This window comes from Streptococcus sp. VTCC 12905, from assembly GCF_049893385.1.
In the GTDB taxonomy this organism is placed as follows: Bacteria; Bacillota; Bacilli; order Lactobacillales; family Streptococcaceae; genus Streptococcus; species Streptococcus suis_AA.
This window is the reverse complement of sequence record NZ_JBMVJC010000015.1, coordinates 16,362-39,433: the sequence shown is the minus strand read 5'-3', so window position 1 is coordinate 39,433 and position 23,072 is coordinate 16,362. Positions and strand designations below refer to the sequence as shown.

25 protein-coding genes and 1 pseudogene are annotated in these 23,072 nt (G+C 42.1%); 25 read left to right on the top strand and 1 reads right to left on the bottom strand.

Translation table 11 applies throughout. From position 1 onward, the window contains the following. Positions 1–89 precede the first annotated feature (89 nt). The 5 genes from codY (at position 90) to gatB (ending at position 4,769) form a co-directional block, all read left to right on the top strand. Positions 90–878 carry a GTP-sensing pleiotropic transcriptional regulator CodY gene (codY, locus tag ACPC58_RS06690; protein ID WP_024404269.1) on the top strand — a complete coding sequence of 263 codons (789 nt, stop codon included), beginning with the start codon at positions 90–92 and terminating at the stop codon, positions 876–878. A 1-nt stretch (position 879) separates the two neighbouring features. Then, positions 880–1,431 (top strand): cysteine hydrolase family protein, encoded by a 552-nt coding sequence (locus tag ACPC58_RS06685; RefSeq protein WP_130554853.1) that lies wholly within the window; start codon positions 880–882, stop codon positions 1,429–1,431. A 130-nt stretch (positions 1,432–1,561) separates the two neighbouring features. Further along, positions 1,562–1,864, top strand: a complete 303-nt coding sequence (gene gatC / locus ACPC58_RS06680) for an Asp-tRNA(Asn)/Glu-tRNA(Gln) amidotransferase subunit GatC (protein WP_171989510.1) — start codon at positions 1,562–1,564, stop codon at positions 1,862–1,864. Beyond that, positions 1,864–3,330 (top strand): Asp-tRNA(Asn)/Glu-tRNA(Gln) amidotransferase subunit GatA, encoded by a 1,467-nt coding sequence (gene gatA / locus ACPC58_RS06675; RefSeq protein ID WP_172037046.1) that lies wholly within the window; start codon positions 1,864–1,866, stop codon positions 3,328–3,330. The genes gatC and gatA overlap by 1 nt, the downstream gene beginning before the upstream one ends. Beyond that, positions 3,330–4,769: an Asp-tRNA(Asn)/Glu-tRNA(Gln) amidotransferase subunit GatB gene (gene gatB, locus ACPC58_RS06670; RefSeq protein WP_434065587.1), complete on the top strand. Its 1,440-nt coding sequence runs from the start codon at positions 3,330–3,332 to the stop codon at positions 4,767–4,769. Before gatA ends, gatB begins: the two co-directional genes overlap by 1 nt. A gap of 57 nt (positions 4,770–4,826) precedes the next feature. Here the strand turns inward: gatB and ACPC58_RS06665 are convergent, their stop codons facing one another. Beyond that, positions 4,827–5,825 (bottom strand): LacI family DNA-binding transcriptional regulator, encoded by a 999-nt coding sequence (locus ACPC58_RS06665; protein ID WP_434065586.1) that lies wholly within the window; start codon positions 5,823–5,825, stop codon positions 4,827–4,829. Between the two features lie 132 nt (positions 5,826–5,957). Between ACPC58_RS06665 and ACPC58_RS06660 the strand changes: the two genes are divergently transcribed. The 20 genes and pseudogenes from ACPC58_RS06660 (at position 5,958) to ACPC58_RS06565 (ending at position 22,938) form a co-directional block, all read left to right on the top strand. Continuing rightward, entirely contained in the window at positions 5,958–7,130 is a 1,173-nt protein-coding gene (locus ACPC58_RS06660) for a galactokinase (RefSeq protein WP_434065585.1), read from the top strand. A 9-nt stretch (positions 7,131–7,139) separates the two neighbouring features. After that, entirely contained in the window at positions 7,140–8,621 is a 1,482-nt protein-coding gene (gene galT, locus ACPC58_RS06655; RefSeq protein WP_277845198.1) for a UDP-glucose--hexose-1-phosphate uridylyltransferase, read from the top strand. Between the two features lie 74 nt (positions 8,622–8,695). Continuing rightward, a complete protein-coding gene (locus ACPC58_RS06650; RefSeq protein WP_217375134.1) occupies positions 8,696–9,604 on the top strand; it encodes a DMT family transporter in 909 nt (302 codons plus the stop codon). 49 nt (positions 9,605–9,653) lie between these two features. Beyond that, entirely contained in the window at positions 9,654–10,283 is a 630-nt protein-coding gene (locus ACPC58_RS06645) for a copper homeostasis protein CutC (RefSeq protein WP_217374600.1), read from the top strand. A gap of 377 nt (positions 10,284–10,660) precedes the next feature. Beyond that, complete coding sequence (locus tag ACPC58_RS06640) at positions 10,661–10,864, top strand: hypothetical protein (RefSeq protein WP_434065584.1); 204 nt, start codon at positions 10,661–10,663, stop codon at positions 10,862–10,864. Next, positions 10,843–11,307: an SEC10/PgrA surface exclusion domain-containing protein gene (locus ACPC58_RS06635; RefSeq protein WP_434065583.1), complete on the top strand. Its 465-nt coding sequence runs from the start codon at positions 10,843–10,845 to the stop codon at positions 11,305–11,307. Before ACPC58_RS06640 ends, ACPC58_RS06635 begins: the two co-directional genes overlap by 22 nt. 166 nt (positions 11,308–11,473) lie before the next feature. Then, positions 11,474–12,001: a YqeG family HAD IIIA-type phosphatase gene (locus ACPC58_RS06630; RefSeq protein ID WP_130554862.1), complete on the top strand. Its 528-nt coding sequence runs from the start codon at positions 11,474–11,476 to the stop codon at positions 11,999–12,001. Beyond that, positions 12,002–13,108 (top strand): ribosome biogenesis GTPase YqeH, encoded by a 1,107-nt coding sequence (yqeH, locus tag ACPC58_RS06625; RefSeq protein WP_217374602.1) that lies wholly within the window; start codon positions 12,002–12,004, stop codon positions 13,106–13,108. It abuts the gene before it with no gap. A 275-nt stretch (positions 13,109–13,383) separates the two neighbouring features. Continuing rightward, complete coding sequence (locus ACPC58_RS06620) at positions 13,384–13,512, top strand: hypothetical protein (protein WP_318150739.1); 129 nt, start codon at positions 13,384–13,386, stop codon at positions 13,510–13,512. Positions 13,513–13,544: 32 nt separating this feature from the next. After that, entirely contained in the window at positions 13,545–13,856 is a 312-nt protein-coding gene (gene yhbY, locus ACPC58_RS06615) for a ribosome assembly RNA-binding protein YhbY (protein ID WP_105126805.1), read from the top strand. Between the two features lie 12 nt (positions 13,857–13,868). Next, the gene (locus tag ACPC58_RS06610; RefSeq protein ID WP_274504515.1) at positions 13,869–14,501 is read left to right on the top strand and encodes a nicotinate-nucleotide adenylyltransferase; all 633 of its coding nucleotides are present in this window, start codon (positions 13,869–13,871) and stop codon (positions 14,499–14,501) included. Further along, positions 14,498–15,112, top strand: coding sequence for a bis(5'-nucleosyl)-tetraphosphatase (symmetrical) YqeK (gene yqeK, locus ACPC58_RS06605; RefSeq protein ID WP_312251727.1), 615 nt, complete (start codon positions 14,498–14,500; stop codon positions 15,110–15,112). Before ACPC58_RS06610 ends, yqeK begins: the two co-directional genes overlap by 4 nt. Continuing rightward, positions 15,087–15,595 (top strand): annotated as a pseudogene (locus tag ACPC58_RS06600) (isochorismatase family protein). Before yqeK ends, ACPC58_RS06600 begins: the two are co-directional and overlap by 26 nt. A gap of 1 nt (position 15,596) precedes the next feature. Beyond that, a complete protein-coding gene (rsfS, locus tag ACPC58_RS06595; RefSeq protein WP_434065582.1) occupies positions 15,597–15,956 on the top strand; it encodes a ribosome silencing factor in 360 nt (119 codons plus the stop codon). 500 nt (positions 15,957–16,456) lie between these two features. Then, on the top strand, positions 16,457–17,203 hold the full coding sequence (locus ACPC58_RS06590; RefSeq protein ID WP_217374605.1) for a class I SAM-dependent DNA methyltransferase: 747 nt from the start codon (positions 16,457–16,459) through the stop codon (positions 17,201–17,203). Further along, complete coding sequence (locus ACPC58_RS06585; RefSeq protein ID WP_217374606.1) at positions 17,200–18,288, top strand: nucleotidyltransferase; 1,089 nt, start codon at positions 17,200–17,202, stop codon at positions 18,286–18,288. The genes ACPC58_RS06590 and ACPC58_RS06585 overlap by 4 nt, the downstream gene beginning before the upstream one ends. Before the next feature lies 1 nt (position 18,289). Further along, positions 18,290–18,988, top strand: coding sequence for an ion transporter (locus ACPC58_RS06580; protein ID WP_217374607.1), 699 nt, complete (start codon positions 18,290–18,292; stop codon positions 18,986–18,988). A 68-nt stretch (positions 18,989–19,056) separates the two neighbouring features. Continuing rightward, positions 19,057–19,785 carry a MerR family transcriptional regulator gene (locus ACPC58_RS06575; RefSeq protein ID WP_277837717.1) on the top strand — a complete coding sequence of 243 codons (729 nt, stop codon included), beginning with the start codon at positions 19,057–19,059 and terminating at the stop codon, positions 19,783–19,785. Between the two features lie 71 nt (positions 19,786–19,856). Beyond that, on the top strand, positions 19,857–20,267 hold the full coding sequence (locus ACPC58_RS06570) for a peptide deformylase (protein WP_217374609.1): 411 nt from the start codon (positions 19,857–19,859) through the stop codon (positions 20,265–20,267). A gap of 559 nt (positions 20,268–20,826) precedes the next feature. Beyond that, positions 20,827–22,938 (top strand): ATP-dependent Clp protease ATP-binding subunit, encoded by a 2,112-nt coding sequence (locus tag ACPC58_RS06565; RefSeq protein WP_434065581.1) that lies wholly within the window; start codon positions 20,827–20,829, stop codon positions 22,936–22,938. Positions 22,939–23,072: the final 134 nt, after the last annotated feature.

The following is a 23,072-nucleotide window of genomic DNA, read 5'->3' as shown; positions in this document are numbered from 1 at the left end:
TTACCAACAATAGTAAATTTTCTGATAATTGTTGAAATTTCACTCAATTTTTGCTATACTGAAAGCAATTACAGTGTAAAGAGGAATTTATGACAACATTATTAGAAAAAACACGGAACATTACATCGATTTTGAAACGTTCCGAGGAGAAATTGGCAGAAGAATTGCCTTACAATGCAATAGCGGATCATTTGTCTGCTATCATCGATTGTAACTCTTGTATCATTAACAGCGAAGGTGAAGTATTGGGTTACCACATGAATTATGAGACAAATAATGATCGTGTGGAAGAATTTTTCCAAAACAAACAATTTCCAGAAAGTTATGTTAAAGCAGTTGCGCAGGTTTATGATACACAAGTGAATTTGCCAGTAGAAAGTGAATTGACGGCTATCCCTGTTGAGTCACGTTCGACGTATCCAAATGGTCTGACTACGATTGCCCCTATTCATGTGACAGGGATTCGTTTTGGATCACTTATTATTTGGCGGAATGATCGTCAGTTTCTTGATGATGATTTAATCTTGGTTGAGATTGCTGCGACTGTGGTGGGAATTCAATTGTTGAACTTCCAAAGAGAAGAAGATGAAAAAAATATTCGTCGACGCGCCGCTGTGAATATGGCAGTTAATACACTTTCATATTCAGAGATGAAAGCTGTTGCAGCTATCTTGGGTGAGTTAAATGGCAATGAGGGTCAGTTGACAGCATCTGTTATTGCAGATCGTATCGGTATTACACGCTCTGTTATTGTGAATGCGCTACGTAAATTAGAGAGTGCAGGGATTATTGAAAGTCGTTCCTTAGGAATGAAAGGTACTTATTTGAAAGTACTGATTCCAGCAATTTTTGATGAAATAAAGAAACGTGATTACTAAGATGACAAAAGCACTGATTTCAATAGATTATACGATAGATTTTGTCGCAGATGAGGGAAACTTAACTGCAGGTAAGCCTGCACAAGCCATCTCAGAACGGATTGCTCAGGTTACATCTGAAGCATTTGAAAATGGAGATTATATTTTCTTTGCGATTGATGGGCATGAAACAGGGGATGAGTTTCACCCTGAAAGTAAGCTCTTTCCACCTCATAATATCATCGGTACGTCAGGTCGGGATTTGTATGGTCCATTAGCAGACTTTTATCTGGAAAATAAGGATCATGAGCGTGTCCGTTGGATGGACAAACGGCATTATTCGGCCTTTTCTGGAACAGATTTAGATATTCGTTTGCGAGAACGTGGTGTGGATACGGTTGTTTTAACAGGTGTATTGTCTGATATCTGTGTCCTCCATACGGCTATCGATGCCTATAATAAGGGTTATCGGATTGAAGTAGTTGCGTCAGCAATTGCTGCATTGACGGTGGAGAGTCATCAATTTGCACTGAATCACCTACGTCATGTACTCGGTGCGACGGTTATTGAATAATGTTTAGGAACCAGTCTGTGGACTGGTTTTTTTGTTGAATATTCTTACATACTCAGTTATTTCAACCTTTGTGGTGGGTTAGAAATATGATATAATGAGAAGATAGATTTCCATTAGGAGGAAAGTTAGAATGAAGATTTCTGAAGCTGAAGTCCGTCATGTTGCCAAGCTGTCTAAGCTAGAGTTTTCGGATCAAGAAACTGCGGAATTCGCGACTACTTTGAGTAAAATTGTTGATATGGTTGAATTGCTCAATGAAGTAGATACAACTGGTGTTGCAGTAACAACAACCATGGCTGATCGTAAGAATGTGTTGCGAGCAGATGTTGCTCTACAGGGTGAGAGTCGTGAAGAACTCTTTAAAAATGTACCTGAATCTCAAGATCATTATATCAAGGTACCAGCAATTTTAGATGGGGGAGGAGATGCCTAATGACTTTTAACAATAAAACCATTGATGAATTGCATGACCTCCTTGTCAAAAAGGAGATTTCTGCTCTTGAGTTGACCAAGGCAACCTTGGAAGACATTAAAAGCCGTGAGGGAGCAGTGGATGCTTTCTTGACTATTACGGAAGACAAGGCTTTGGCTCAAGCTGCCGCCTTGGACGAAAAGGGGATTGATGCGGACAATGTTATGGCAGGGATTCCTTTGGCAGTCAAGGATAATATCTCTACTAAGGGGATTTTGACCACGGCAGCTTCAAAAATGCTCTATAACTACGAGCCGATTTTCGATGCGACATCGGTTGCTCAGGCATACGCAAAGGATATGATTATTGTCGGTAAGACCAATATGGACGAATTTGCAATGGGTGGTTCGAATGAGAACTCTGCCTTCAAACCAACGAAAAATGCTTGGGATCAAACAAAAGTTCCTGGTGGTTCTTCAGGTGGTTCAGCCGCTGCAGTTGCGTCCGGTCAAGTCCGTTTGTCATTGGGTTCCGACACTGGTGGTTCGATTCGTCAGCCAGCATCCTTTAATGGGATTGTCGGGATGAAGCCTACTTATGGTACAGTGTCACGTTTTGGCTTGATTGCCTTTGGCTCATCACTTGATCAAATAGGTCCATTTGCACAGACTGTTAAGGAAAATGCCCAATTATTGAATGTTGTTTCTGGTCATGATGTTAAGGATGCTACATCTACTATTAATGAGATTGCAGACTTTACTAGCAAGATTGGTCAAGACATTAAAGGCATGAAAATTGCTTTGCCAAAAGAATACATGGGCGAAGGGATTGATCCACAGGTCAAGGAAACTATTCTTAAGGCTGCTAAGCACTTGGAAAGTTTGGGGGCGATTATCGAGGAAGTCAGCCTGCCACATTCTAAGTATGGGGTTGCTGTTTACTACATTATCGCATCATCAGAGGCATCTTCTAACTTGCAACGTTTTGATGGTATCCGTTATGGTTTCCGTGCAGAAGATGCGACAAACTTGGATGAGATTTACGTGAAAACCCGTAGCCAAGGTTTTGGTGAGGAAGTCAAACGTCGTATTATGTTAGGTACATTTAGCTTGTCATCTGGTTACTACGATGCCTACTTCAAGAAGGCTGGCCAGGTGCGGACTTTGATTATCCAGGATTTTGAAAAAGTCTTTGCGGACTATGACTTGATTTTGGGTCCGACAGCTCCGACAGTTGCCTTTGGTTTGGACACGCTTAACCATGACCCTGTGGCCATGTACTTGGCGGACTTGTTAACAATTCCTGTAAACTTGGCAGGTTTACCAGGGCTCTCTATTCCTGCTGGTTTTGTAGAAGGCTTGCCAGTTGGTTTGCAGTTGATTGGTCCAAAATACTCAGAAGAGACCATTTACCAAGTAGCTGCTGCCTTTGAAGCGACAACAGACTATCACAAGCAACAACCAGTGATTTTTGGAGGTGCTAACTAATGAACTTTGAAACGATTATTGGTCTAGAAGTCCATGTGGAGTTGAATACCAACTCGAAAATTTTCTCGCCTTCATCTGCTCATTTTTGTGAGGATCCAAATGCCAATACCAACGTGATTGACTGGTCTTTCCCAGGCGTCCTTCCAGTTCTTAACAAGGGTGTTGTGGATGCTGGTATCAAGGCTGCCTTGGCCTTGAACATGGATATTCACAAGGATATGCACTTTGACCGTAAGAACTATTTCTATCCTGATAATCCTAAAGCCTATCAGATTTCCCAGTTTGACGAGCCGATTGGCTACAATGGTTGGATTGAGATTGAGCTAGAAGACGGTACGACTAAGAAAATTCGTATCGAGCGTGCCCACTTGGAAGAGGATGCTGGTAAGAATACCCACGGAACAGACGGTTATTCTTATGTGGACCTCAACCGTCAGGGCGTGCCATTGATTGAGATTGTATCAGAAGCCGATATGCGCTCGCCTGAAGAGGCCTATGCCTACTTGACAGCCCTTAAAGAAATTATTCAGTACACTGGTATTTCAGATGTGAAGATGGAAGAGGGTTCTATGCGCGTGGATGCTAACATTTCCCTTCGTCCCTATGGTCAAGAAAAATTTGGTACCAAGACTGAGTTGAAAAACCTCAACTCCTTCAACTATGTTCGCAAGGGCTTGCAACACGAAGTAGAACGTCAGACGAAAATCTTGCGTTCAGGTGGTCAAATCCAGCAGGAAACTCGCCGTTACGATGAATCTACTGGTGAAACCATTCTCATGCGTGTCAAAGAAGGTTCAGCTGACTACCGTTACTTCCCTGAGCCAGACCTGCCACTCTATGAGATTGATGATAGCTGGATTGAGGAAGTGCGTGCAGAATTGCCAGTCTTTCCAAAGGCTCGCCGTGCTCACTATATGGAAAACTTGGGCTTGACCGCCTACGATGCAGGTCAGTTGACGTCTACAAAGGCACTGTCTGACTTCTTTGAAGCAGCAGTGGCAGCCGGTGGTGATGCTAAACAAGTGTCTAACTGGTTGCAGGGCGAAGTGGCTCAATTCCTCAATGCAGAAAGCAAGACCATTGAGCAAATCGCCTTAACACCAGAAAACTTGGTAGAAATGATTGCCTTGATTTCGGATGGAACCATTTCATCTAAAATCGCCAAGAAAGTCTTTGTTCACTTGGCTAAGGAAGGTGGTTCTGCTAAGGCTTATGTTGAGAAGGCTGGTTTGGTACAGATTTCAGACCCAGCAGTCCTCATTCCGATTATCCACCAAGTCTTTGCGGATAACGAAGCAGCCGTAGCTGACTTCAAGTCTGGCAAACGTAATGCCGATAAGGCCTTTACAGGCTTCTTGATGAAGGCAACCAAGGGACAAGCCAACCCACAAGTTGCTCAACAACTCTTGGCTCAGGAATTGGCTAAGTTGTTGGATTAAAATTGAATAGAAGAAAACCGAGAGTTCGTGTTGAATTCTCGGTTTTCTTCTGCACTTTTAGTATGAACTGTCCCGTATAACCAGCCGGGTACCTAGTTTAATCTTACGGGGATGGTGGGGCGTTGGACTTGTTATGATACGGTCCAGCAGCTGCATGGCCTCCTGCCCCATTTCGTCAGTAAAGACACTGATAGAAGATAGGGCTGGATAGACCTGGCGCGTGATGGCTGTATCATTAAAGGTGATGAGCTGGACCCGTTCTGGCACTGCGATTTGACGCTCTTGAAGGGCTCGAAGGGCACCGACAGCTAGAGTGTCGTTTGCCATGAAGAAGGCTGGGGGCAGTTGATCGCCCAGATCGGAAATAGCCTGGCTCATCAGCTCATAGCCTGACTGGGTGGAGAATTTCCCTTGGTAGATGTAGTCTTCTTGGAGCATGCCCAAGGAGACTAGATAGGTCCGAAAGGCAGTCAGGCGGGGATCTGTTGGCAGTTGGTGTCCGTCTGTGGTTTCTTCCTGTCCGACCAATAGGCCAATGTCTGTCAAACCTTGCGAATGGAAGTGGTCAATAACTGTCTGAACAGAGTGTTCAAAGTCAGTCGTGACGCAGGAGAATCCCTCGGTCAGTGTATCAGAGTCCACAAAAATGAGCTTGGAAGATAGGTTAGATAGCTCTGCTATTTGCCCAGAAGAAAATTTACCAACTGCGATGATGCCGTCCAATCCTTGAAGGAGGGGATTGGTCAAGTCGTTGAAGGAGCGGATGATTTGATAGCCGAGAAGACTGGCGGTCTGCTCGATGCTAGCCCGGATGGAATAGTAGTAGAGGTCAGCCAGCTCTTCGCTCTCAGTGTACCATTGGACAATACCGATGGTGCCTTTTTGTTGAGGTGCTTGCTTTTTAATGTGCTTGGTGTAGCCCAATTCCTGTGCCGTGTGGAAAATGCGGTCGCGGGTTTCTTGGCTGACGGATAGGGTCAGGTCTCCCTTGAGTACGCGGGAAACGGTGGCAGAGGAAAGGTGGGCTTGTTTTGCTATGTCTTTGATTGTAACCATATTTTTCTCCTGTTTATTTGTCTCTAGTATAGCATAAAAATTAAAATTAGTAAATTTTTAGTAAATATATTGACTTTTTATTTAGAGAGTTGTACAATGATAGAAAACGATTACAAAATCTAGGAGGTTCTTATGAATAAAGAACAACTCAAGCAGGCCTTTCTCAATGTGTTTGGTCAAGAGGCAGATGCGACTTTCTTCTCACCAGGTCGGATTAATTTGATTGGTGAGCACACGGATTACAATGGTGGACATGTTTTTCCTGCGGCTATTACCTTGGGGACCTACGGGGCTGCTCGCAAACGAGATGACCAAGTTTTGCGCTTTTATTCCGCAAACTTTGAAGAACTTGGAATTATCGAAGTGGATTTGAACAATCTGATCTTTGATAAGGCGGATAACTGGACCAATTATGCCAAAGGTGTTCTTAAGTTCTTGCAAGAAGCAGGGCACAGCATTGACACAGGTATGGAAGTCTTTGTCTATGGTAACATTCCAAATGGTTCAGGATTGTCATCATCAGCTTCTCTAGAACTCTTGATTGGAATCATCGCAGAAGAATTGTATGGTCTAGAACTGACTCGCCTTGATTTGGTGAAAATTGGGAAACAAACGGAAAATCACTTTATCGGTGTCAATTCTGGTATCATGGACCAGTTTGCTATCGGTATGGGAGCGGATCAACGTGCCATTTATTTGGATACCAATAGCTTGGAGTATGAATTGGTGCCACTTGACTTAGGTGACCATGTGATTGTCATTATGAACACCAATAAACGTCGTGAATTGGCAGATTCTAAGTACAATGAGCGTCGTGCGGAATGTGAAAAAGCAGTCGAAGAATTGAATGCAGTCTTGAATATTCAAACGCTGGGAGAATTGGATGAGTGGACTTTTGATCAATATAGTTATTTGATTAAGGATGAAAATCGTATCAAGCGTGCCCGCCATGCTGTCTTAGAAAATCAACGGACCTTGCAGGCTCGTAAGGCCTTGGAAGAAGGAGATTTGGCAACCTTTGGTCGTTTGGTCAATGCTTCTCATGTTTCCTTGGAACATGATTATGAAGTGACGGGTTTGGAATTGGATACATTGGCTCACACAGCTTGGGAGCAAGAAGGCGTTCTTGGTGCTCGGATGACAGGTGCAGGCTTCGGTGGCTGTGGTATTGCCATTGTCCATAAGGATAAGGTTGAAGCATTTACTGAAAATGTTGGTAAGACCTATACTGAAGTGGTTGGATATGAACCAAGCTTTTATGTAGCGGAGATTGCTGGAGGCTCTCGCGTCTTATCTCGCAAATAGATTGGAGAAATGATGACAGGATTGGTGGATCGTTTTGTTGAGCAGGTCATTGCCAATAGTGGCTTTGAGGAAATGGATGCTCTTTACCTGCGCAATCGGGTTCTAGCCTTAGTTGGGGATCAGGTATTGGAGGTTGAGACAGAGCTAGAAGAATTGATTGAATTAAAAGATGAACTTTTGGTTCATGGAGTTCAATCTGGTTTTGTAGGAGAATTGCTGGAAGAACAGGATATGGTTGGGGCTTGTTTGATGGATTTGATGACACCAAGTCCAAGTCGGGTCAATCGTAATTTTTGGCAGACCTATCAGAACAGTCCAGATAAAGCGATTAGTGACTTTTATGAATTGAGCAAACGTAATGACTATATCAAGATGGCTGCGATTGCTAAAAATATCTATTATCAGGTTCAAACGGAGTATGGAGATTTAGAAATCACAATCAATCTGTCAAAACCCGAGAAAGATCCAAAATCTATTGCAGCTGCGACGAAGGTAGAAACTAGCAATTATCCGAAATGTCTGCTTTGTATGGAAAATGAAGGCTATCAGGGACGGATTAATCATCCCGCACGCGCCAATCACCGCATTATTCGCTTGGATCTTGGCAAGGAACAGTGGGGCTTCCAATATTCGCCTTATGCTTACTACAATGAACATGCCATCTTCTTGAACCAAGAGCATGTGCCCATGGTCATTAGTCCGCAAACATTTGAACAGCTATTGGACTTGCTTGACATCTTTCCAAATTATTTTGTCGGCTCTAACTCAGACCTTCCCATCTCGGGTGGCTCTATCCTGACCCACAACCACTATCAAGGTGGGCGGCATAGTTTTGCCATGGATCAGGCGCCGGTAGAACGCCAGCTGGTCTTCGACGGCTTTGAGTCCGTCTCGGCAGGCATTGTCAAGTGGCCCATGTCAGTTATCAGATTGAACTCCGATGACAAGCCAGCGCTTTTGAGCCTAGCGGCTAAGATTTTAGAAAAATGGCGGAGCTACTCAGATGATAGCGTTCAGATTAAGGCTGAGACAGATGGAACTCCACATCATACCATCACCCCAATTGCTCGGAAACGAGGCGATTTGTACGAGCTGGATTTGGTTCTCCGCGATAATCAAACTTCAGAAGAGTTTCCAGATGGCATTTATCATCCACATCCAGATGTGCAACATATCAAGAAAGAAAATATCGGCCTGATTGAGGTCATGGGCTTGGCGATTTTACCTCCACGCTTGAAAGCTGAGTTGGCTGAAGTTGAAAAATACTTGTTGGGTCAAGAAAGTCATGTTGCTACTTACCATCAGCTATGGGCAGAAAACTTAAAAAACAATCATCCTGATGTGACAGAGGAAACTGTCGAACAAGTCGTACGTGAGTCAGTGGGGCAAATTTTTGCGCGTGTATTGGAAGATGCAGGGGTCTACAAACGTACTCCAGAAGGACAGGCAGCCTTTCTACGATTCGTAGAATTTGTAGGTTTAGCAACATAAATGTAAGAAAGAGTGGGACGGTGTCCTGCTCTTTTGGTATAATGGAAGTATTCACAGTGTGAGAAGGAGATATGATGGCGGAAAAGAGATTGGGGACACTGATTACATTAATAGCAGGTATAGCCTGGGGCTTGTCTGGAGTGAGTGGACAGTACTTGATGTCTCGTGGTGTTTCAGTGGATATGATTACCTCCCTGCGTTTGTTAGTATCGGGATTCTTTCTCGTTGGCCTGGCTTATGCTACAGCGAAAGAACAGCTGTTGGCAGTTTTGAAAGATAAAAATGCTTTGCTAGGAATTTCTATCTTTGCCATGCTTGGCTTAGTTCTTAATCAGACAGCCTATTTACAAGCCATCTATCATACCAACGCGGGAACGGCTACTGTTCTACAATATCTCTGTCCTATTTTGGTTTTGGCATACACCTGTTTGAAGGATAGACAAGTGCCAACGGGTACAGAAATCATTTCTATTCTTTTAGCGATTGTGGGAACATTTTTAATTGCGACACATGGTCAGCTGAATGAGCTATCGATTACACCTATTGGACTTTTTTGGGGAATTTTTTCTGCCTTTACCTACGCCTTGTATATTATTTTACCCGGAAAGTTAATCCGCCTTTACGGTAGTATGGTGGTTATTGGCCTAGGGATGTTGATGGGTGGTATAGTAGTAACACTTGGAGTACAAACGTGGAAACAGAGTCTACCTTTGGATACTGGAACTACATTTGGTTTGCTAGGGATTGTTGGTGTGGGAACTATTTTCGCCTATACAGCCTTTTTGAAGGGGGTCAGTTTAGTTGGTCCGGTAAACGGGAGTCTTTTGGCTTCGATTGAGCCGATTGCATCAGTCTTTTTTGCGGTATGGTTGGTCAATGAACAATTTTATACTATTGACTTTGTTGGGATGTTGTTGATTTTACTCGCAGTACTTTTGATTTCCATGAAAGATTTAATGATTAGTAGAAAGAGTATTGGTTAATATACTCTTTCTTGTTATACTAAAGGAAAAAGACTTGAAAGGAATAAAGATGATTAAAGAATTTTGTTCCGAAAATCATGTAGCTGTGGTGAAAGCACTTTCTCTGGGTGCTCAAAGAGTTGAACTGTGTGATAATTTAGCGGTTGGAGGAACGACCCCTAGTTATGCAGTAATCAAATATGTTTGTCAACTAGCTCATGAACAGAAAGCCACAGTCATGACCATGATTCGTCCACGTGGAGGGAATTTTTGTTATGACCACACTGAAATTGAGATGATGGTTGAGGATTGCAGAATCGCCATAGAGCTGGGGTCAGATGGTTTGGTATATGGTGTTTTAACTGAGGAAAATTGGTTGGATGAGGTAGCTTTAGAACAATTGCTGGCTGTTTCAATGGGTCACCAAGTTGTCTTTCATATGGCATTTGATCAGATTCCTCGTAGTCGTCAATTTGAAGCAATTGACTGGTTGGCAAGTCACGAAGTAACACGGATTTTGACGCGTGGAAGTCTGACAGGTTCAGCATTGCAGAATATCGATTGGTTACGAGACATTCAAGCCTATGCGGATGGAAAAATTGAAATTCTTGTTGGCGGTGGATTAACTACAGAAAATGTTCCAACTTTATTAGAAGCATTACCAATCAATCAAATACATGGAACGAGATTATTTTGGTAAGGTGCATTGAACCTAATAAAAATTATAGGATAATAATCGTGCGTCTTTTAGAAGTATTTTAAGTTAAGGTTTGTTTAAGCATTGGAAGATACAATATTTTTATTCTTTTTCATATAATCTCCATGAAAGCAGTCGACACAGTCGGCTGTTTTCATTTTTGGTTGTTAAAGTCCTGTATTTAGCCTAGAAACTGGTAATGAAGGGACTCGAGAACTTTTCTACGAGAATACATATTTATCAAACGAACATATCTTTTATTGATAGCGCTTGACAATAGTTTTTTTATGTGAAAATAACCAGGTAGATTTCCGAGTTGGAAATGTTTACAAAAAAAGTAAACTTCCTAGAATAGCAGTATAAAGTAGCAGGAGGATATCATGGGAACAGCTAGACTTCAAGAAATATTGGACAAGATAGTATTGCCAGAAGGGTATTATGAAAAACTTTTAGAATATGCCGAAGAGAGAAAATCCGGTTTCGATGCTGAATTGGAAAGGCTTGGTGAACAAGGATTACGCTTAATATTTATAAAGGAAATGAAGAAGATCGAAATATTATCTTGCCAAATATTGGAAATGTAGATAAGGACACTAGTGAAGAATTGGCTCAATATGCTGCGTCTCTCTTGAATCCCCTGCGTAAAGAATTAGGAACTGTGGCTATTGAAGTGAGTGATTTAGCATTGGATTATGCCGTTCGCTTAGCTCAATCATTGAATAGTACTTTGCGATATCATAATTATGACAGTCTAATTGTAATTGCAAAAACGACAGGTGTGGAGCCGAAAGGGAAAGATTGTCAGTCATTTTCGGAATACCGAGAACAATACAGTCTCTATGATGCTAAAAAATTAATCTATCGTGCTCTCATATGGCGATTGTTTGATGATAGCCATGCGGATTACGGACATGCATTGACTATTTTAGGGTTAGATGAGGATGAGTCAGGAATAGAGCAGATTGGTTTTGCTTTTTCAGAATTTACTTTTGACATTGACTGGTTACTGACCCATATGCCAATATGATTTTTATTCCAAAGGATTGGATTTTGGAAAAAGGTCAGATTTAATTGAGATACCAAGATGATTCCATTCAGAGAGCACTCGGTTTATCCGAGTGTTTTCTATTATCGGTTCGCATTTTTCTAAAAAAAATGGTATAATTGTCTGATAAAAACCTTTGGAGACGATAGTGAGTTTAGAGAATTATATGCCAGATTTTGCCTTGGAAAAGGCTTATGATGTGACAGTTGATAGCTTGAAAAAACATGGAATTAAGGTTGTGCTTGTTGACTTGGATAATACTTTAATTGCCTGGAATAATCCTGATGGAACGCCAGAAATGCGTCAATGGTTACATGACTTACGTGATGCGGGAATTCCTGTAGTAGTTGTTTCCAACAATAAATATGAGCGTGTCAAACGGGCAGTTGAAAAATTTGGGATTGAATTTGAAGCCTTCGCTCTCAAACCGTTCACCTTTGGGATTAACCGTGCACTGAAACGCTTTAATGTCCAGCCACATGAAGTGGTCATGATTGGCGATCAGCTGATGACAGACATTCGTGCGGCTAAGCGAGTTGGACTTAAGTCGGTATTAGTCAAGCCCTTGATTCAGACAGATTCTATTAATACACAGATTAACCGTTGGCGTGAACGACGGACAATGAAAAAAATCATCGCTACTTACGGAGCGATAGACTATAGGAGGGAGATGTAAGTGGAAGAATTATTTTGTATTGGTTGTGGTGCTCAAATTCAAACGACAGATAAAGATGTTGCAGGATTTACTCCTCAATCAGCCCTAGAAAAAGGTTTAGAAACTGGTCAATTATACTGCCAACGTTGTTTCCGTTTGCGTCATTACAATGAAATCTCCGATGTCAATATCTCCGATGATGATTTCTTGAAACTTCTCCATAGTGTGGGAGAAAGTGATGCCTTGGTGGTCAATGTCATTGATATATTTGATTTTAATGGTTCAATCATTCCTGGTTTGCCTCGCTTTATTTCAGGAAATGATGTGCTTTTGGTCGGCAATAAGCAGGACATTTTACCCAAGTCAGTCAAGACAGGCAAGGTCACTCAATGGTTGACCGAACGGGCGCATGAAATCGGGATGCGACCAGTCGATGTGGTCCTGACTTCTGCCCAAAACAAGCAGGCTATCAAGGATTTGATTGAAAAGATAGAACAATACCGCAAAGGTCGGGATGTCTATGTAGTCGGCGTGACCAACGTCGGCAAATCAACCTTGATCAATGCTATTATCCAAGAAATCACAGGGGACAAGGATGTTATCACAACTTCACGATTCCCAGGGACAACTTTAGATAAGATTGAGATTCCTCTGGATGATGGTTCTTTCATTTACGATACGCCAGGAATTATTCATCGTCATCAGATGGCACATTACCTGACGGCTAAAAATCTCAAATATATCAGCCCTCGGAAGGAAATCAAGCCAAAGACCTACCAGCTCAATCCAGAACAAACCTTGTTCTTGGCAGGTCTTGGACGATTTGACTTTGTGTCTGGCGAACGCCAAGGTTTCACAGCGTTTTTTGACAATGAACTTCAACTCCATCGGACCAAGTTACAGGGTGCTAGTGATTTTTACCAGAAACATGCGGGAACTTTGTTAGTTCCGCCAACTAGTAAGGAACTAAAAGAGTTTCCAGAGTTGGTCCGCCATGAATTTACCATTAATGAAAAGACGGATGTGGTCTTCTCAGGTCTTGGTTGGATTCGGGTCAATGAAAAAGCCAAGATTGCCGCTTGGGCACCCATGGGTGTGGATGTGGTCATCCGTAAGGCGATTATTTAATGAGCGCTTAAAAAAGATTCTCTAATGAAAAAAGTATTTGGTATGCTGGCCGTTGTCGGTTTGTACGTACGGGCCTATTGGTTTTGGTCAGGGTAAGAACCAAATCTTCCCAAAGTCAGTGAGGTCCGGGAAATTCGTTTGGTCCAAGGTCAAGAAGTAGTCAAAATCGATTAGTCAGAAGAAATAGCAGTCTTTTTGGCAGAACTAGGAAATGCAAAAAAGACCCATCAAGATAGTGTTCAAGATGCTCACCCCATGTGCGGACTGCTTTTGTCATGGCAGAAGGTGAAACCACAGTATTTGCCTATGTGGGAATACTAAGAAGCTATCTGGAGTTTCCCTACACTGGTATCTACAAGTTGAAAGAGTCTCCCCAAGTGATTCAGAAAGTGCTAGTAGACTAGTTCTGCTTAGTTTAATAAAGAAAAGAGAAATTATGTCATTAACTTCAAAACAACGTGCCTATTTGAACAGTCAGGCACACAGTCTCAAACCCATTATTCAGATTGGGAAAAATGGTCTCAATGACCAAATTAAAACCAGTGTTCGTCAAGCGCTTGATGCACGTGAGTTGATAAAGGTTACCTTATTACAAAATACAGACGAAAATATTCACGAGGTCGCAGAGATACTGGAAGATGAAATTGGGGTCGATACAGTTCAAAAAATTGGTCGTATCTTAATTTTATTTAAACAATCTAGCAAGAAAGAGAACAGAAAAATTTCTAAAAAGGTTAAAGAAATCTAAGAAGGAGAGCCTATGGCTATTGAACTCTTAACACCCTTTACCAAGGTTGAATTAGAGGTTGAAAAGAAAGAAACCAATCGTAAACAAGTTGGAATTCTAGGTGGGAATTTCAACCCTGTCCACAATGCTCATTTGATTGTAGCTGATCAGGTGCGCCAGCAATTGCAACTGGATGAAGTGTTGCTGATGCCTGAATTTATTCCACCACATGTAGATAAAAAAGAAACAATTGATGAGTATCATCGCTATTCCATGCTCAAGATGGCTATTGCAGGTATTGAGGGCTTGGGTATTGAAACCATTGAATTGGAGCGCCGAGGTGTCAGCTATACCTATGACACTATGAAATTGTTGAGGGAAAAAAATCCAGACACAGATTATTATTTTATCATTGGTGCGGATATGGTGGATTATCTTCCAAAATGGCATAAGATTGATGAACTCGCTACTATGGTTCAGTTTGTTGGCGTACAACGTCCACGCTATAAAGCTGGGACTTCCTACCCGGTTATCTGGGTAGATGTCCCGCTCATGGATATTTCTTCAAGCATGGTGCGTGATTTTATTAAACAGGGTCGAGTACCAAACTTTATGGTCCCACACGAGGTGTTAGATTATATTGAGGAAAAGGGGCTTTATCAATGATCAATTCAGATTTAGACTTCAATCGTGAAGCCTTGTTAGAAAAAATAAGTGCCGCTATGAAACCAAAACGATTTCAACATGTTTTGGGTGTGGAAGAGGCGGCTCTTGAATTGGCTGACCAATATGGCTGTGACCCGAAAAAAGCTAGTCTGGCAGCACTCTTGCATGACTATGCCAAGGAAGTGGAAGACAAAGTCTTTCTGGACTTGATTGCTAAGTATGAATTGGATAAGGACTTGCTCAACTGGGATAATAATATCTGGCACGGTGTAGTAGGAGTCTATAAAATCGCAGAAGATTTTGGTTTGGAAGATGAGGAGATTTTACAAGCCATTCAACGGCATACAGTTGGTGCGCGAGAAATGTCCTTGCTGGATAAGGTGCTCTATGTAGCGGACTACATCGAACCCAATCGGGATTTTCCTGGAGTGGACGAGGCACGACGGATTGCAAAAGAGTCTTTGGACAAGGCAGTAGCTTTTGAAACTGCCCAAACTATTTCTTACTTAGCTAAGAAGGGGATTCCCATCTATCCCCAGACTTTGGAAACGTATAATGCTTATGTCGGAGAGTTAGGAAGGCAAGATGCAGTCAGCACTTTTCGTCATTGATGTTCAGAATTTGGTAGTGGAGGGTAGCCATATGCTATTGAAGAAAGGCTCCAGCTTTGGCAAGATAGTCTTGCACAGGTTCGACAGTCAGGTGTTGAGGTGATTTATATTCGCCATCACGATCAAGAATTGGTCAAAGGTACGCATGATTGGGAAATTCATCCTTTGGTTGCACCCTTAGAAAATGAAATGATTTTCGATAAAACATTCAATAGTGCTTTCAATGAGACAGAGCTTCATTCTTACTTCCATAAACAAAAGATAAACAAGCTCATCATTATGAGGATGGCGACCAATTTTTGTGTTGATACGACGATTAAAGTAGTCTTTGAACTAGGCTACAAGGTAGCTGTGATTCAGGACGGAACGACGACAGGTTATACAGGGAAATTGGATGCCAAAGACTTGATTGGCCACTACCAAAACATCTGGTCATGGAATTTTGCCCAGGTAGATACATTAGAAAATATTATTAGAGGATAAAATGAAAGAACTAGATTTAGTAAAAGTTGTGGTTCAGGCTGCTGATGACAAGCGAGCTGAAGACCTTGTTGTGGTTGATGTTCAGGGTGTGACTAGCTTGACAGATTATTTTGTAATTGCCAGTTCAATGAATAGTCGCCAGTTGGATGCTATTGCGGAAAATATCCGTGAAAAGGTTGCAGAAGCTGGTGTTAAAGGTGGCCGTGTCGAAGGTGATAGCACTGGTGGCTGGGTCCTTTTGGATCTCGGTAGCGTTGTGATGCATATTTTTTCTGAAGAAATGCGAGACCTCTACAACCTTGAAAAATTATGGCACGAAGGTAGCTTCTTGGAAGTCGCAGACTTTTTAGACGAGGAATAGTGAAACAGTTCGGTGGATACGAAAAGTCCGGTGGGCTATCCGTACCTGACTTATAATAAAGTAAGGAAGCGCTCCAGCTGGTCACATTGAAACTCGAAAGTGACCATAGAGAGTTTAAGTTTATTTGAGTAGAAGTGATGGACTTCTGGAAAAAGTGTGAAGATAGATTTTGATTTGGGTGTACTATTTTAAACTTTAGTCAACATCTCAGCGCAGTGGTTGATTGGCAGCTTTGTTCGTGCTTCCCACTCCAAATCTGACCTATACGGCTGATGCGAACGAGTTCACTTCATTTCCAACCTCCAACAGTCACTACTCTGACTGTTGGAGCCGTGCGGGGGTGGGAGTGAAACAGTTTGGGGAACTGTTTCAGCTGGTTACCAAACAACTCGAAAGTGACCAAAATGAGTTCACTATTATGTAATTAGAAGTGACAGACTTTTTGAACACAGTGTGAGTTAATGAAGCAGTCGATTGGCTGCTTTTTATGAAAGGAAAATATGGCAACTTATGAAACATTTGCGGCGGTCTATGATGAAATCATGGATGACAGCTTGTATGATAAATGGACAGATTTTAGCTTGCGACACCTGCCTCAAGAGACCAAGACAATTTTAGAATTGGCCTGTGGGACAGGGATTCAGGCTGTTCGTTTTGCTCAAAAGGGTTATGAAGTGACTGGTCTGGACTTGTCCTATGAAATGCTGGAGTTGGCCCAGAAAAAAGCAGAAGCTGCTGGTGTCATGATGGAACTGGCTCAAGCAGATATGATGGCTCTGGAAGGTATTGGAGATTTCGATGCGGTGACTTGTTACTCAGATAGTCTTTGCTACATGGCTGATCAAGAAGCTGTTTTGCGGGTCTTTGAAGGAGTTCACTCAGTTCTCAATCAAGGTGGTACTTTCCTTTTTGACGTTCACTCCATTTATCAAATGGAGGAAGTGTTTGCAGGCTATAGCTACCATGAAAATTATGAGGATTTTGCCTTTGTCTGGGACACCTATGAAGGGGAGCATGAGCATTCCATTGTTCATGAATTGACTTTCTTTGTCAAAGATGAGGACAGTCATGAAGACCGGTTTATCCGTCGGGATGAAGTTCATGAAGAGCGGACCTATCCGATTGAAACCTATGTGGAATTATTGAAACAAGCTGGTTTTGCATCTGTGGAAGTCTTTGCGGACTTTGAAGATGAAGCTCCGACAGAAACTAGCCAGCGGTGGTTTTTCAAGGCGGTTAAGGCATGATTTCAGGGATTATTGCAGAATACAATCCTTTTCACACGGGACATAAATACCTGTTGGAACAAGCGGAAGGATTGAAAATTGTGGTTATGTCTGGCAATTTTATGCAACGGGGTGAGCCAGCCATTGTGGATAAGTGGACACGGGCTCAGATGGCTTTGGAACACGGGGCAGATCTTGTTGTCGAGATGCCCTTTTTGGTGTCGGTTCAGTCGGCTGACTATTTTGCAAAGGGAGCAATCAGCATTTTACACAGGCTAGGTGTGGAAAAACTGGTTTTCGGTACGGAAGAAATGCTGGATTATCAGAAAATCGCAGACATTTATGTGGATAAGTCCGAAGAAATGGAAAATTTTGTGAAAAACTTGCCAGACAATCTCTCTTATCCACAGAAGACCCAGGCCATGTGGCAGGAATTTGCAGATCTTACCTTCACAGGTGATACGCCCAACCATATTCTGGGTTTGGCTTACGCTAAGGCAGTGGTGGGAACAGGTATTCAGCTTGATCCGGTTCAGCGGCAGGGGGCTGGTTTTCACTCGGAAGAGACGGAAACGACTTACGCATCGGCGACGGCTATTCGCAAGGGTGCTGACCAGCTGGACTTAGTGCGAGCCTTTTTGCCATCTGCCAGTCTCTTTGAAGAGGCGACCAAGGTAAGCTGGAGAAATTATTTTCCGCTGCTCCGCTACCAGATTGTGACCCACCGAGATCTCAGTCAGGTCTTTCAGGTCAACGAAGAACTAGCCAGTCGTATCCGCTCTGCCATTGGGAGTGTAGCGACCGTGGAGGAGTTAGTGGATGCCGTTGCGACCAAGCGCTACACCAAGGCGAGGGTGCGGCGGGTGCTGACCTACATCCTGGTCAATGCGGTGGAAACTCCTTTGCCAGATGCGGTCCATGTCCTTGGCTTCTCGGCTCGAGGCCAGGCCTATCTCAAGACCGTCAAGGAGCGGGTGGAACTGGTGACGCGGATCGGCAAAGAGCCCTGGGACATCCTGACCCAGCAGGCGGATGCGGTCTATCAACTGGGAGCTGACGCAATAGCAGAGCAAACCTACGGGCGCGTGCCGGTGAAGGTGGAGTGAGATGAGGGAAAAATTATTTTGTATTCTAGAAAATGATAACGATAGTTTATTGTCACGTTGCTATAACTTAATAATGTTATTTGCAATAGTGGTTAGTTTGACTCCTTTGATGTCTAAGCATACGAATTCTTTTCATTTGTTAATGGATTATATTTCGACTGCTATTTTTTGCTTGGATTATCTTTTTAGAATACTAACAGCTGATTTCAAATTGCAAAAAGGAAAACTATCATTTCTGTTCTACCCATTTAGCCTATTAGCCATAGTGGACTTATTGTCCATTTTACCGATTTTTTTATACTTTAATAACAGTCTTCGATTATTGAAAATAGTACGAATGGGGCGAGTACTTCGAGTTTTCAAAGTTATCCGCTATTCAAAAAACATTCAGATTTTGACGAACGTTTTGCAAAATCAAAAAGAGTCATTATTGCTAGTAGCAAGCCTAGCTGTTGGTTATATTTTCTTTACTGCTTTATTGATTTTTTCGGTGGAGCCTGATACTTTTGAAACATTTTTTGATGCAATTTATTGGGCGACCATATCATTAACTACTGTTGGCTATGGTGATGTATTTGCAACAACAATGCTAGGAAAAATCATTACAATGTTTTCTTTGATAATTGGAATTGCGATTGTTGCTCTACCTGCAGGAATTATTACGGCTGGCTATATGAATGAAATTACAAAGAAGGGATAAAAAATTCATTTTTCCCTTGACTCTCACCTTACGTTATCCCTTATACTGGGTATAGAGAGGAGATTTCTATGAACGAAAATTGGACAGTTAAGCAGGTCAGTCAGTTGACAGGATTGACGGTGAGGACCTTGCACCACTATGACCAGATTGGTTTGCTCAAACCAGCATTTGTGGCTGAAAATGGTTATCGCTACTATAATCAAGAAAATTTGGCTCGTCTGCAAGAAATTTTATTATTTCGTGAGTTGGAATTTCCTCTCAAAAACATTCAGCAGCTTCTGGACGTGACGGAAATCAATCGTCAGCAGGTCTTGCGGGATCATATCACCCTTTTAGAGCTCAAAAGGGAACGTCTGGACCGCATCATCAATCACGCCAGATTGCTCACAGAAAAAGGAGGAGAAGTCATGGACTTTCATGCATTTGACAGCAGTCAACTAAAAGCTTATAAGGTGGAGGCCAAGGAACGTTGGGGACAGACCGCGGCCCATGCTGAGTTTGAAGAAGGTTACGATGCCAGTAAGGATCGGGTGTTTGCCCAAGAGATGCATGCTATTTTTGAAGCTTTTGGAAAATACAGGTTCTTAGAAGTCAGTCACCCTGAGGTGCAGGCTCAGGTAGCGAATTTGCGGGCCTATATCACGGAACATTTCTACACCTGCACAAAGGAAATTTTGCAAAATCTGGGTTTCATGTATGTTGAAGATGAGCGATTTTCAGCCAATATCGACCGAGCAGGTGGACCAGGCACAGTAGCCTTTGTCAGTCAAGCCATTGCGATTTATTGCCAAGAATAAATAAGGAAAGTCTAGTGAGAACTAGGCTTTTTTGGTATACTAGATGTACCTAGAGTGTAAGGAGGCACCCCATGATTCAACCTATTATGAAAGATATTTTCTTCCTGCAGAAGAAGTCTGAGCCTGCGACTCAGCTAGATGTGCAGGTAGGTCAAGATTTACAGGATACTTTGGTAGCCAACGCTCATGCCTGCGTGGGTATGGCGGCCAACATGATTGGCGTCAAAAAGCGGATAATCATCGTCAACATGGGCTTCGCCAATCTGGTCATGTACAATCCCGTCCTCATCAGCAAGGCCAAGCCCTATCAGACAGAGGAAGGCTGCCTGTCGCTAGTAGGTACTCGCACGACCACTCGCTATCAGGAAATTGAAGTAGAGTTTTTTGATGCTTCTTGGAAAAAGCGGAGACTAAAACTAACCGACTTCCAAGCCCAGATTGTTCAGCATGAACTAGATCATTTGGAAGGGATTGTTATCTAACTTTTTAAAAAGTTTGAAAAATGTTAACAAATCTATTGACCTTTGCTGACTAATTGTGTATAATAAGATTCGTAAGGTAAATGCCTTGCGGAATATTTAATCAAAAGGTCAGTAAAGATCAAAAAGTCAAAAAGTAATGATTTATATTTTGAATCATTGGTCAGTAAAGAGCAAACCTATAAGGAGGTTGTTATGAAAGACAGGATAACACCCTATTAGCGTCATTTAGTTTATCTTTTATTACTTTGACGTACGAGGAAACTCCATTTCCCTATTTCCAGCTTCAAACACTCCACTGGATTGTTTGAACTCGCTTTGCCGTACTTTACGAATGTTACTTACTATCGTAAGTGCGAATTCCAACCTTCAATAGTTCACTGGACTATTGAAGCTGCCTGTAGCTTTTGATTCGAACTTTGTTCGCACTATTTCCCACCTCCAAAGGTTCCCCAAACCTTTAGAGCTAGTACTAAAAGCAAACTGAAAGACTAAGTCAATCTTTCTAAAACAAAGGTCAGTAAGAGTCAAAAATAAATAAAACAGAAACGAGGTAACTACTATGAACAACAATTTCAATAACTTTAACAATATGGACGATATTTTCAATCAACTCATGGCCAACATGGGTGGTTACAGTTCAGAGCGCCGCCGTTATTCTATCAATGGGCGTGAAGTGACACCGGAGGAATTTGCTATGTACCGTCAGACCGGTCGCCTGCCACAGACCGAAGAAGTGGCACAAGCACCATCTAAAGGTCAGATAAAATCAGATGGGATACTAGCAAAATTAGGTCGCAATTTGACTCAAGAGGCTCGCGAAGGTAAATTGGATCCTGTTATCGGACGTAACAAAGAAATTCAAGAAACTGCCGAAATCTTGGCTCGTCGTACTAAGAATAACCCAGTCCTTGTCGGTGATGCTGGGGTTGGTAAAACAGCTGTAGTTGAAGGTTTGGCACAAGCCATCGTTAATGGTGATGTCCCAGCTGCTATCAAGGACAAAGAAATCATCTCCATTGACATTTCGGGCTTGGAAGCTGGTACTCAATACCGTGGTAGCTTTGAAGAAAACATTCAAAACTTGGTAAATGAAGTCAAAGAAGCTGGAAACATTATCCTCTTCTTCGATGAAATTCATCAAATTCTTGGTGCCGGAAGCACTGGCGATGGTCAAGGTTCTAAAGGTCTGGCTGATATCTTGAAACCTGCTCTTTCACGTGGTGAAATAACAGTGATTGGTGCAACAACTCAAGATGAATACCGTAACACTATCTTGAAGAATGCTGCCCTTGCTCGTCGTTTCAACGAAGTTAAGGTCAATGCTCCCTCTCCTGAAGATACCTTCAAGATTCTTCAAGGTATTCGTGATCTTTATGAAAAACACCACAATGTTATCTTGCCAGATGAAGTCTTGAAAGCAGCGGTTGATTTTTCAGTACAATACATTCCACAACGTAGCTTGCCAGATAAGGCTATTGACCTTTTGGACGTGACAGCAGCTCACTTGGCAGCACAACATCCAGTAACTGATGTCAATGCTGTTGAACGTGAAATCGAAGAAGAAAAAGCTAAACAAGAAGCTGCAGTTGCTAAAGAAGATTTCGAAGCAGCTCTAAATTCTAAGATTCGTATTGAAAAACTTGAAAAGAAAATTGCTAACCATGCAAAAGATCGCAAGGTGACTGCGACTGTAAACGATGTGGCTGAATCCGTAGAACGTATGACTGGTATTCCAGTATCTCAAATGGGTGCAACGGATATCGAACGTTTGAAAGATATGGGTAACCGTTTGCAAGCTAAGGTTATCGGTCAAGATAAGGCCGTTGAAGCAGTGGCACGTTCCATCCGTCGTAATCGTGCAGGATTTGACGATGGTAACCGTCCAATCGGTAGCTTCCTCTTTGTAGGACCTACTGGTGTTGGTAAAACTGAGTTGGCTAAACAATTGGCCCTTGATTTGTTCGGTACCAAAGATGCTATCATCCGTTTGGACATGTCAGAATACAGCGACCGCACAGCCGTTTCTAAATTGATCGGTACAACAGCTGGTTATGTTGGTTATGATGATAATAGCAATACCTTGACAGAACGTGTTCGTCGTAACCCTTATTCAATCATCCTTCTTGATGAAATTGAAAAGGCAGACCCTCAAGTTATCACCCTTCTCCTCCAAGTTTTGGATGATGGCCGTTTGACTGATGGTCAAGGTAATACTATAAACTTCAAGAACACAGTCATTATCGCAACTTCAAACGCTGGCTTCGGTTACGAATCTAACTGGACAGAAGATGATGATAAACCAGAACTCATGGATCGTTTGAAACCTTACTTCCGTCCGGAATTCCTTAATCGTTTCGACGCAGTTATTGAGTTCTCACACTTAGATAAGGAAGACCTTTCTAAGATTGTCGATCTTATGTTGAATGAAGTTAACAAGACTCTTTCTAAGAAAGGCATTGAGTTGTCAGTTAGCGAAGCTGCTAAAGCCTATATGACAGAAGAAGGCTATGATGAAGTTATGGGTGCTCGTCCACTCCGTCGTGTGGTTGAACAACAAATCCGTGACAAAGTCACAGACTTCCACTTGGATAACCTTGATGCTAAAAATTTAGAAGCTGATGTGGTAAATGGAACCATCCAAATCAAAGAGAAAGAGCAAAGCTTAGCTTAAAAAATATAAAAAACAGAGAAAATTGGCATTAAAAATTCCAATTTTCTTTTTTTGTTACTCGCTAACAAATGCGATAAAACAGGCACTTTTTTGATGATTAGAAACTTTTCTTATAAAATACTTGACAGATGCAA

Coding starts and splice junctions, on each gene's coding strand:
- ACPC58_RS06570 (WP_217374609.1), top strand. CDS start 19,857: ATGATTCAACCTATTATGAAAGATATTTTCTTCCTGCAGAAGAAGTCT.
- yqeK (WP_312251727.1), top strand. CDS start 14,498: ATGATCAATTCAGATTTAGACTTCAATCGTGAAGCCTTGTTAGAAAAA.
- ACPC58_RS06575 (WP_277837717.1), top strand. CDS start 19,057: ATGAACGAAAATTGGACAGTTAAGCAGGTCAGTCAGTTGACAGGATTG.
- ACPC58_RS06620 (WP_318150739.1), top strand. CDS start 13,384: ATGGCAGAAGGTGAAACCACAGTATTTGCCTATGTGGGAATACTAAGA.
- ACPC58_RS06665 (WP_434065586.1), bottom strand. CDS start 5,825: ATGGTTACAATCAAAGACATAGCAAAACAAGCCCACCTTTCCTCTGCC.
- ACPC58_RS06580 (WP_217374607.1), top strand. CDS start 18,290: ATGAGGGAAAAATTATTTTGTATTCTAGAAAATGATAACGATAGTTTA.
- yhbY (WP_105126805.1), top strand. CDS start 13,545: ATGTCATTAACTTCAAAACAACGTGCCTATTTGAACAGTCAGGCACAC.
- ACPC58_RS06590 (WP_217374605.1), top strand. CDS start 16,457: ATGGCAACTTATGAAACATTTGCGGCGGTCTATGATGAAATCATGGAT.
- ACPC58_RS06610 (WP_274504515.1), top strand. CDS start 13,869: ATGGCTATTGAACTCTTAACACCCTTTACCAAGGTTGAATTAGAGGTT.
- ACPC58_RS06645 (WP_217374600.1), top strand. CDS start 9,654: ATGATTAAAGAATTTTGTTCCGAAAATCATGTAGCTGTGGTGAAAGCA.
- codY (WP_024404269.1), top strand. CDS start 90: ATGACAACATTATTAGAAAAAACACGGAACATTACATCGATTTTGAAA.
- ACPC58_RS06660 (WP_434065585.1), top strand. CDS start 5,958: ATGAATAAAGAACAACTCAAGCAGGCCTTTCTCAATGTGTTTGGTCAA.
- ACPC58_RS06685 (WP_130554853.1), top strand. CDS start 880: ATGACAAAAGCACTGATTTCAATAGATTATACGATAGATTTTGTCGCA.
- gatC (WP_171989510.1), top strand. CDS start 1,562: ATGAAGATTTCTGAAGCTGAAGTCCGTCATGTTGCCAAGCTGTCTAAG.
- galT (WP_277845198.1), top strand. CDS start 7,140: ATGATGACAGGATTGGTGGATCGTTTTGTTGAGCAGGTCATTGCCAAT.
- gatB (WP_434065587.1), top strand. CDS start 3,330: ATGAACTTTGAAACGATTATTGGTCTAGAAGTCCATGTGGAGTTGAAT.
- rsfS (WP_434065582.1), top strand. CDS start 15,597: ATGAAAGAACTAGATTTAGTAAAAGTTGTGGTTCAGGCTGCTGATGAC.
- ACPC58_RS06565 (WP_434065581.1), top strand. CDS start 20,827: ATGAACAACAATTTCAATAACTTTAACAATATGGACGATATTTTCAAT.
- ACPC58_RS06585 (WP_217374606.1), top strand. CDS start 17,200: ATGATTTCAGGGATTATTGCAGAATACAATCCTTTTCACACGGGACAT.
- ACPC58_RS06650 (WP_217375134.1), top strand. CDS start 8,696: ATGGCGGAAAAGAGATTGGGGACACTGATTACATTAATAGCAGGTATA.
- ACPC58_RS06640 (WP_434065584.1), top strand. CDS start 10,661: ATGGGAACAGCTAGACTTCAAGAAATATTGGACAAGATAGTATTGCCA.
- gatA (WP_172037046.1), top strand. CDS start 1,864: ATGACTTTTAACAATAAAACCATTGATGAATTGCATGACCTCCTTGTC.